Origin of the sequence: Pseudoxanthomonas suwonensis (genome assembly GCF_010093235.1) — a bacterium.
Lineage (GTDB): Bacteria > Pseudomonadota > Gammaproteobacteria > Xanthomonadales > Xanthomonadaceae > Pseudoxanthomonas > Pseudoxanthomonas suwonensis.
Genome location: NZ_PDWP01000010.1, coordinates 107,371 through 115,454 on the forward strand (window position 1 = coordinate 107,371; position 8,084 = coordinate 115,454).

9 protein-coding genes and 3 tRNA genes are annotated in these 8,084 nt (G+C 71.0%); 8 read left to right on the plus strand and 4 right to left on the minus strand.

The features are described 5' to 3' along the window. The first annotated feature begins 172 nt into the window (after window positions 1-172). The 4 genes from CSC68_RS06605 (at window position 173) to CSC68_RS06620 (ending at window position 2,915) form a co-directional block, all read left to right on the plus strand. The gene (locus CSC68_RS06605) at window positions 173-445 is read left to right on the plus strand and encodes an HU family DNA-binding protein (protein WP_019397794.1); all 273 of its coding nucleotides are present in this window, start codon (window positions 173-175) and stop codon (window positions 443-445) included. A 32-nt stretch (window positions 446-477) separates the two neighbouring features. Continuing rightward, window positions 478-552: transfer RNA gene (locus CSC68_RS06610), tRNA-Val, on the plus strand. A gap of 79 nt (window positions 553-631) precedes the next feature. Next, window positions 632-708, plus strand: a tRNA-Asp gene (locus CSC68_RS06615). Between the two features lie 242 nt (window positions 709-950). Then, a complete protein-coding gene (locus CSC68_RS06620) occupies window positions 951-2,915 on the plus strand; it encodes a peptidyl-prolyl cis-trans isomerase (RefSeq protein WP_162202726.1) in 1,965 nt (654 codons plus the stop codon). A gap of 85 nt (window positions 2,916-3,000) precedes the next feature. Here CSC68_RS06620 and CSC68_RS06625 read toward each other — a convergent pair whose 3' ends face one another. Beyond that, window positions 3,001-4,197: a lytic transglycosylase domain-containing protein gene (locus tag CSC68_RS06625; RefSeq protein ID WP_162202727.1), complete on the minus strand. Its 1,197-nt coding sequence runs from the start codon at window positions 4,195-4,197 to the stop codon at window positions 3,001-3,003. Further along, window positions 4,194-4,952, minus strand: coding sequence for a hydroxyacylglutathione hydrolase (gene gloB / locus CSC68_RS06630; protein ID WP_162202728.1), 759 nt, complete (start codon window positions 4,950-4,952; stop codon window positions 4,194-4,196). Before gloB ends, CSC68_RS06625 begins: the two co-directional genes overlap by 4 nt. A 12-nt stretch (window positions 4,953-4,964) precedes the next feature. Here gloB and CSC68_RS06635 point away from each other — a divergent pair, with 12 nt between their 5' ends. From CSC68_RS06635 to dnaQ, 3 genes are read left to right on the plus strand one after another with little or no spacing between them, the layout of a single operon-like run. Beyond that, on the plus strand, window positions 4,965-5,618 hold the full coding sequence (locus CSC68_RS06635) for a hypothetical protein (RefSeq protein WP_162202729.1): 654 nt from the start codon (window positions 4,965-4,967) through the stop codon (window positions 5,616-5,618). A gap of 13 nt (window positions 5,619-5,631) precedes the next feature. Beyond that, on the plus strand, window positions 5,632-6,078 hold the full coding sequence (gene rnhA, locus CSC68_RS06640) for a ribonuclease HI (RefSeq protein ID WP_162202730.1): 447 nt from the start codon (window positions 5,632-5,634) through the stop codon (window positions 6,076-6,078). 10 nt (window positions 6,079-6,088) lie between these two features. Beyond that, entirely contained in the window at window positions 6,089-6,832 is a 744-nt protein-coding gene (dnaQ, locus tag CSC68_RS06645; RefSeq protein ID WP_162202731.1) for a DNA polymerase III subunit epsilon, read from the plus strand. A 6-nt stretch (window positions 6,833-6,838) separates the two neighbouring features. Here the strand turns inward: dnaQ and CSC68_RS06650 are convergent, their stop codons facing one another. Then, window positions 6,839-7,543, minus strand: a complete 705-nt coding sequence (locus CSC68_RS06650) for a PP2C family protein-serine/threonine phosphatase (protein WP_162202732.1) — start codon at window positions 7,541-7,543, stop codon at window positions 6,839-6,841. A 158-nt stretch (window positions 7,544-7,701) separates the two neighbouring features. Here CSC68_RS06650 and CSC68_RS06655 point away from each other — a divergent pair. After that, window positions 7,702-7,792: transfer RNA gene (locus tag CSC68_RS06655), tRNA-Ser, on the plus strand. Between the two features lie 173 nt (window positions 7,793-7,965). On the opposite strand, the gene CSC68_RS06660 is transcribed toward CSC68_RS06655, so the two are convergent. Next, window positions 7,966-8,084, minus strand: a 119-nt coding sequence (locus tag CSC68_RS06660) for a transposase (RefSeq protein ID WP_162202733.1), incomplete at its 5' end; no start/stop codon positions are given.

Genomic DNA, 8,084 nt, shown 5'->3' on the forward strand with positions numbered 1-8,084 from the left:
AAAGCCCGCCATTGCTGCATTTCCGGCTTGCGGCCCTCAGGGGCGCCCTGTATAACGGGCGCACCCGCCACTGGCCCGGCCAGTCCGCGGAACCAGACCTGCCGGCACGCTCTCCACGACGCGACCCGGTCAAATCATCTCGCGGCAGCTGCCGCACAGGGAGTAAATACGAATGAACAAAACCGATCTGATCGACGCCGTCGCCAGCGAAGCCGAAATCACCAAGGCCGAGGCCGCCCGTGCGGTCGATGCGGTGATCAACTCGGTCACCAAGGCGCTGAAGAAGGGCGACGCCGTCACCCTGGTCGGCTTCGGCACTTTCCAGGTCCGCAAGCGCGCCGCCCGCACCGGCCGCAACCCGAAGACCGGCGAGACCATCAAGATCAAGGCCTCGAAGAACCCGGCCTTCAAGGCTGGCAAGGCGCTGAAGGACGCTGTAAACTGATTGGCCCGCTGCCGAGGCGGGTTGCCTGACCCGGGTGCTTAGCTCAGCGGTAGAGCGTCGCCCTTACAAGGCGAGGGTCGGGGGTTCGAAACCCTCAGCACCCACCAGCTTCGGCAACGATGTGAAAAAAATTGTTAGACGGTCTTCCACAAACCGAAAAATCGTCTTACAATAGCTGTCTCACGCGGAGTGGTAGTTCAGTCGGTTAGAATGCTGGCCTGTCACGCCGGAGGTCGCGGGTTCGAGTCCCGTCCACTCCGCCATTCATCTGGAGAACCCCCGGGAAACCGGGGGTTTTCTTTTTCCGTGCCCGCCGTAACCCGGCGCTGCGCCATCGCGTGCACGCGCGTGGCACGGCCTCAAATCGCGGACGCAACGGCAGGCGCATGGCGGCTATGCGGCTTCGACACCGCAGCCGGGTCCCATGGCGGTGGCCGGTCCGCAGCGTGCCGGGCCGGGTTACACTGCGCGGCTTACATTCGCCGCTTACCTAACCGGGCTAACAATGCTGCAGAAACTCCGCGATCGGTCATCGGGATGGGTCGCCACGGTCATCATCGGCCTGCTGATGATTCCGTTCCTCTTCGTCGTCGACCAGAGCTACCTTGGCGGCATCGGCGCCAACAACGTCGCCCAGGTCAAGGCGCCGCCGTCGTGGTGGCGGTCCGCGCCCGCGTTCTGGCCGGTCTCGCTGCTGTGGGAGCACCAGGAAGTCAGCGGCGACGAGTTCCGCCAGCGCTTCGAACAGGCGCGCATGCAGGCGCGGCAGGAGCAGGGCGAGGCGTTCGATCCGCGCGAGTTCGAGGGCATCGAGAACAAGCGTCGTGTCCTGGACCAGCTGGTGGACGAGAAGGCGCTGCTGCTGGCCGCCGACCGCGCTGGCGTGGTGGTCTCCGATGCCGCGGTGCGCGAGTACATCGAATCGATCCCTGCCTTCCAGGTCGAAGGCAAGTTCGACAGGGCGCGCTACCAGGCGGTGCTGGCCTCGCAGGTGCCGGCGCGCACCCCGCGCCAGTTCGACGAGCTGGTCCGCCAGTCGCTGCGCCAGTCGCTGCTGCCGATGGGCATCGGCGCGTCGGCCTTCGTGACCGACGTCGAGCTCGACCGGCTGCTGCGCCTTTCGGGCGAGACCCGCGACGTGGAGCTGGCCCTGCTCCCGGAGGTCCCCGAGGACACCGCGCCGGTGAGCGACGCCGACGCGCAAGCCTGGCACCAGGCGCATGCCGCCGACTTCATGCGCCCCGAGCGGGTGACCATCGAATACGTGGAGGTGACTGCGCAGCAGCTGCCGGCTCCTTCGGCCCCGGCCGAGGCCGCGCTGCGCAAGCGCTATGAGGACGAGAAGGCGCGCTTCGGCGAGCCCGAGCGCCGCCTGGCCTCCCACATCCTCGTGCGCGTCGAGGACGGTGGCGATGCCGCCGCCGCCGAGCGCAAGGCCGCCGAACTGGCCAGGCAGGCCGCCGCTCCGGGCGCCGATTTCGCCGCGCTGGCGCGCGAGCATTCGGAGGATCCGGGCTCGCGCGATGCCGGCGGCGACCTGGGCTGGGTGGAGCAGGGCATGATGGTCGCCCCGTTCGAGCAGGCGCTGTTCGCGATGCAGCCGGGCGAGGTGCGCGGTCCGGTGAAGACCGATTTCGGTTGGCACGTGCTGCAGCTGCGCGAGGTGCAGGCCGGTTCGGCCCGGCCGTTCGAGGAGGTGCGCGACGAGCTCGCCCGCGAGCAGGCGCAGGCCGATCGCGAACGCGCCTTCAGCGACCTCACCGGCCGCCTGACCGACCTGGTCTACCAGAACCCGTCGTCGCTGGAGCCGGCCGCGCGCGAGCTGGGCCTGGAGGTCCGCACGCTGGGGCCGTTCAGTCGCGAGGACACCATCGGCATCGCCGCCTCGCCGGAGGTCAAGCGCGCCGCGTTCTCCGAGATGCTGATCGAGGACGGCACCGCCAGCGATCCCATCGAGATCGGGCCGCAGCACAGCGTGCTGATCCGCGTGCTCGAGCACGAGCCTGCCGCGGCGCGTCCGCTGGCCGAGGTGCGCTCCGAGGTCGAGGCCGCGGTGCGGGCCGACCGTCGCGCCAAGGCCGCCGTCGCCGCCGCCGAAGCCGCGCTGGAGCGCCTGCGCGCGGGCGAGGCCCTGGCCGCGGTGGCAGGCGCCGATGCCCAGCTGATGCCGCTGAGCGGCCTGCCGCGCGGCGCCCCGGCGCCGTCGCCGGAAGCCAACCGCGCGATCTTCGCCGCTCCGGCGCCGGAGGAGGGCAAGCCCTCGTTCGGTCGCTTCGCGCTGCCGGGCGGTCGCCAGGCCGTGTTTGCGGTCAACGCGGTGCACCCGGGCAAGCCGGAGGAACTGCCGCAGGAGCAGCGCAAGCTGCTGCGCCAGCAGTTCGCCCAGCTCGAAGGTGCGGCCGCCGCCGAGGACTACGTCCGCCGCATCCGCGGCCAGTTCAAGGTGCAGGTCGAAGAAAGCCAGCTCTGACCGGCTGGCGTCGGGGACAGGGGCGCGGAACCGCGAGGTCCGCGCCCTTTCCTTTTGCGGGTCCGGGAACCGCGGTGGAACCGGCTCAGTCGATGCGCAGCTTCATGCCCGGCCGCAGGACGCTGTCGGCGGCGAGGTCGTTGAGTTCCAGCAGCCGGCGTACCGCCACGCCGTGGCGGCGGGCGATGGCCCAGACGGACTCGCCGCGGCGGACGACGTGCACGCGTCCCGTGGCCGGGGCCGGGGTGGCGCCCGCGTCCGCATCCGCGGACGCGGCGGTGGCACGCACCGCGTCCAGGGCCGTCGCCGGTGGCGGCGTGATCGCCGGGACCAGGGCCAGCGGCGCGGTGGTCCAGCGCTGCGCCAGCGCAGGGTTCAGGCGCCGCAGCACTGCCGCGTCCTGGCCGTTGCCCAGTGCCCAGGTATCGAGCTTGCTGGCGCCTTCCAGCTGGCGCGCTTCAAGGGCCAATACCGGCCGGTCCAGGCGGTCCATCCATTCCGGCTCGTCGCCGGCGCGGCTCAGTACGCAGGCCAGCGCGTGGAGCTTGTCCACGTAGGCATAGGTGATGGGGGACAGCCCCTGCAGCGAGCCCGGCGTGGCTTCGAGCGCGACGTTGCCACTGCGGCGCAAGGCCTGCAGCACGCGCGACTCGCCGGCGTTGTAGGCCATCGCGGTCAGCCGCCAGTTGCCGCCCAGCATGCCGTTGAGCTTGCGCAGGTACTCCACCGCGGCGCGGGTGGATTCGGCCGGCGACAGGCGGCCGTCGTAGTCCTTGTGCACGGGCACGCCGTGGTGGCGCGCGGTGTGGCTTACGAACTGCCACAGTCCGGCTGGCCCGCTTGCGCTGCGGGCACCCGGCGCGTAGCCGCTTTCCACGAACGGGATGAGCGCGTATTCGGTGGGCAGGTGCGCCTGGCGCAGCGCATCGACCACGTGGCCGAACAGCGGCAGCACGTCGCTGTCCGGATCGGCCAGGCGCGCCGGCGCGTGCCGGAAATGCTGTTCGTAGCGGGTCGTGCCGGACCCGCACGCCGGCTCGGCCAGTCCGTCGCGGAACGCCTGGTAGATGTCGCGCCCGCTGCGCATGCCCTCGGGCATGGCCGCGGCCTCCGCTTCGCCGGTTTCAGCCCCGGTCGGCGCGGAAGGCGGCGCGTCGGCGGATTCGCCCGGGATATCGCCGTCGATCGGTGCGGCCTGCGGCCCGGGGGCGGGAGACGGCGCCTCCTGCGCGAATGCCACGCAGGAGAAGGCCACCAGCGCGACCGGCCAGGCGCGCCTCATGCGGCGAACCCGTCCTTCCAGGCGCGCAGTGCGCCGAAACACTCCGCGTCGTTGCGCGGGGCGTGTCCCAAGCGGCGCGCGGCGGCCTCGCGGACGGCAGGTTCCCCGCAACGCAGGAAGGGATTGGTGTCCAGTTCGGTCGACAGGGCGACCGGGACCGTGGGCTGGCCGGCCTGGCGCAGCGCAGTGGCCTCAGCCTGGCGTCGTGCCAGCGCACGGTTGCCCGGTTCCACGGCCAGGGCGAAAGCGGCATTGGAAAGCGTGTATTCGTGGCCGCAGCAGACCAGGGTGTCGCCCGGGAGGGCGGCCAGGCGCTGCAGCGATTCGTGCATCTGCACCGCTTCGCCCTCGAACGTCCGCCCGCAGCCGAGGCTGAACAGGGTGTCGCCGCAGAACAGCGCCCCCTCGACCAGGTAGGCGATGTGGCTGCGGGTATGGCCGGGCACGCCGATCACCCGGATCGCATGGCCGCCCAGCTGCAGCCGGTCGCCGTCCCCGGCACGCTCGCTGGCGAACGGGATGCGGGGGTCGTCGGGGCCGACCACCGGGACGCCGGGCCAGCGCTCCAGCAGCTCCGGGACCCCGGCGCAATGGTCGGCGTGGTGGTGGGTCAGGAGGATCGCGGCCGGCACCAGGCCCCGTTCCGCGGCGGCGAACACCGGTTCGGCCGCGCCGGGATCGACCACGAGCGCCTTGCCTGCACCCAGGGCCCAGACATAGTTGTCCTGCAATGCCGGCAGCGGGGTCGGTCGCATAGAATCGGGACCATGCCTGCGCCCGACACCCGCCGTCAACCCGGTGCCCCGGCCTGGTTCAGCGCCCCGCAGGGGCGGCTCCTGCTGGCGGCGGAGCGCCGCTGGGTGCTGCAGCGCCTGGCTGAACGGCCGGTCCAGCCATGGCTCTGGCTGTGCCCGGAGGCCCCGGCCGACTGGACGCCGCCGCCCGCGCGCGGCCTGCTCCTGCACGGCGGCACGGGCGCCTACCTGGGCAGCCTGCGCTGCGGCCTGCCCCTGCCCGTGGCCAGCGGCTGCATCGCCAACGTGGTGGTGCAGCACGCGCCCTCGCCCGGGCTGCAGCCGCTGCTGGAGGAGTGCGAGCGGGTCCTGCTGGAGGGCGGACGGCTGTGGCTGTGCACGTTCAATCCCTGCAGTCCCTACCGCCTGCGTGCAGGGCCGGCCGGCCTGGCCGCGCGCCCGCTCACGTCCTGGATCCGGCGCCTGCAGGCCCTCGGCCTGGTCGCCGCGGCGCCGCCGCGTTGCGTCGGGCCGCGCTGGTTCCCGCGCGAAAGTGCTGGCAATCCCGCCGGGGGCACGGCATCGTTGCGCGCCGGGTGCGTGCTGGAATTCGAAAAGCGCGCGCTCGCGCCGGTGGGGCCGGTGCCGGCAGGCTGGAGACAGCCGGGCACCGCGCCCGCGGCGTGACCACAGGAACCAGATGAAGAAGATCGAGATCCATACCGACGGCGCCTGCTCCGGCAATCCGGGGCCCGGAGGCTGGGGCGCGCTGCTGCGCTACAAGGCGCACGAGCGCGAGCTGTCCGGCGGCGAGCCGGACACCACCAACAACCGGATGGAGCTGATGGCTGCCATCAGTGCCCTGGAGGCGCTGACCGAGCCGTGCGAGGTGGTGTTGTTCACCGATTCGCAGTACGTGCGCCAGGGCATCACCGAGTGGATGCCCGGCTGGGTGCGCCGCGGCTGGAAGACCGCCGGGGGCGACCCGGTCAAGAACCGCGACCTGTGGGAGCGCCTGCACGCGGCCTGCCAGCGCCACAAGATCGAGTGGCGCTGGGTCAAGGGCCACAATGGCGACCCGGACAACGAGCGCGTGGACGCGATCGCGCGCGCCGCGTCCCAGCAGGCGCGGGCCGCGGCGCGGTAAACTTGCGCCGATGCGCCAGATCATCCTCGATACCGAAACCACCGGCCTGGAGTGGAAGAAGGGCAACCGCGTGGTCGAGATCGGCTGCGTGGAACTGCTGGAGCGCCGCCCGAGCGGGCGCAACTTCCACCGCTACCTCAAGCCGGACTGCGAGTTCGAGGCTGGCGCCCAGGAAGTCACCGGCCTGACCCTGGAGTTCCTGGCCGACAAGCCGGCCTTCGAGGAGATCGTCGAGGAATTCCTCGAGTACATCGACGGCGCCGAGCTGATCATCCACAACGCGGCGTTCGACCTGGGCTTCCTCGACTACGAGCTGTCGCGCTGCGGCGCGCATTTCGGCCGCATCACCGACCGCTGCAGTGTGGTCGACACCCTGCTGCTGGCGCGCGAACGCTTCCCCGGGCAGCGCAACTCCCTGGATGCATTGTGCAAGCGGCTGGGCGTGGACAACTCGCATCGCCAGCTGCACGGCGCGCTGCTCGACGCCCAGATCCTCGCCGACGTCTATATCGCGCTGACTTCCGGCCAGGAGGAGATCGGCTTTGCCGAGGTCGAGACCGCAGCCAGGGGGCCGGCGGTGGCCGCAGTCAGTTTCGGACCGGTGTCCGGCGAGCGTCCGCGCATCAGCGCCCAGCCGGCGGAACTGGAAGCGCACGCACGACGCCTGGCGCACCTGCGCAAGAAGGCCGGTCGCGCGCTGTGGGACCAGTACGAGCCGCTGCCGGAGCCCGAGCCGGAGCTGCAGCCGGCCTGAGCCGGCTCAGTGGCAGCGCACCAGCACCACGGTGACGTTGTCCGAACCGCCGCCATCCAGCGCCGCGGCGACCAGCACGTCCACGCATTCCTGCGCGCTGCAGTCCTGCCAGGACAGGACCTCGGCCATGCGCGCGTCGTCGACTTCCTCGGTCAGGCCGTCGCTGCAGAGCAGGATCTGCATTCCCGGGCGCAGTTCGCCGGACATCGTGGCGACCTTCAGGTGCGCCGGGTCGGTCACGCCCAGGGCCTGGGTGACCGCGCTGCGCTGCGGATGGCTGCGTGCCTCCTCGGGCGTGAGGCTGCCCTGGGCAATCAGTTCCTGCACGTAGCTGTGGTCCTGGCTGAGCTGGGCCAGGCGCCCGTCGCGCCACAGGTAGGCGCGGCTGTCGCCGATCCAGGCCACCTCGAAGCGGTCGCCCTGGACCCGCAGGACCACGGCGGTGGTACCCATGGGCAGGGCGTCGTTGCGCCGGCGCGAGGCGCGGATGATCTCCTCGTCGGCCACCCGCAGCGCCTGCGCCAGCGGCGTGCCCTGGCGCACCTCGCGCACGATCGCCTCGCGCGCCAGCGCGCTTGCCACCTCGCCGCAGGCGTGCCCACCCATGCCATCGGCCACCAGCCACAGCCCCAGCTCGCTGTCGCCGTAGTATGTGTCCTCGTTCAACGCCCGGCGCAGGCCGGGGTGGGTGAGGTGTCCGAATTCGATCATTGGGCGCGGGAATCCCCGAGGCGCTGGAGTAGCGTGCAATCATCCCGGCCGGCAGCGCCCCCGGCAAGGTTCGGCTGTCCGATGCGCCTGTGCATCCTTGGCTTGTCCGCGCGCGCCGGGCCACGTATCATTCCCGCCCCGGCCGCGGCCGGGCCACCGGAGAGGTGGCAGAGTGGTTGAATGTACCTGACTCGAAATCAGGCAGGCGTTTATAGCGCCTCGGGGGTTCGAATCCCCCCCTCTCCGCCAGATGCAAATAAAAAGGCCCCCTCGCGGGGCCTTTTTATTTGCATCCGGTGAGGGGGCCTGGTTCGAACCCCTCGGTTCGACCGCCCGCGAAGCGGGTGGCGCGAGGCGCGCAGCGCCTCGCAATCCCCCTTCAATGCGGTATTGGGGGCGATGCAGGACTTTTTATTGGTTCTTCACCCAACTCCGGGGAAGGCCGCCCGGATCTTGAGGAAGAAGTAGGCGTCATCGCGGAAGCCGTAGGCCATGCGCTTGATGACCTTGATCTTGTTGTTGATGCCCTCGACCAGGTTGG

Coding starts and splice junctions, on each gene's coding strand:
- CSC68_RS06635 (WP_162202729.1), top strand. CDS start 4,965: ATGCCTGCGCCCGACACCCGCCGTCAACCCGGTGCCCCGGCCTGGTTC.
- CSC68_RS06605 (WP_019397794.1), top strand. CDS start 173: ATGAACAAAACCGATCTGATCGACGCCGTCGCCAGCGAAGCCGAAATC.
- CSC68_RS06650 (WP_162202732.1), bottom strand. CDS start 7,543: ATGATCGAATTCGGACACCTCACCCACCCCGGCCTGCGCCGGGCGTTG.
- CSC68_RS06625 (WP_162202727.1), bottom strand. CDS start 4,197: ATGAGGCGCGCCTGGCCGGTCGCGCTGGTGGCCTTCTCCTGCGTGGCA.
- dnaQ (WP_162202731.1), top strand. CDS start 6,089: ATGCGCCAGATCATCCTCGATACCGAAACCACCGGCCTGGAGTGGAAG.
- CSC68_RS06620 (WP_162202726.1), top strand. CDS start 951: ATGCTGCAGAAACTCCGCGATCGGTCATCGGGATGGGTCGCCACGGTC.
- gloB (WP_162202728.1), bottom strand. CDS start 4,952: ATGCGACCGACCCCGCTGCCGGCATTGCAGGACAACTATGTCTGGGCC.
- rnhA (WP_162202730.1), top strand. CDS start 5,632: ATGAAGAAGATCGAGATCCATACCGACGGCGCCTGCTCCGGCAATCCG.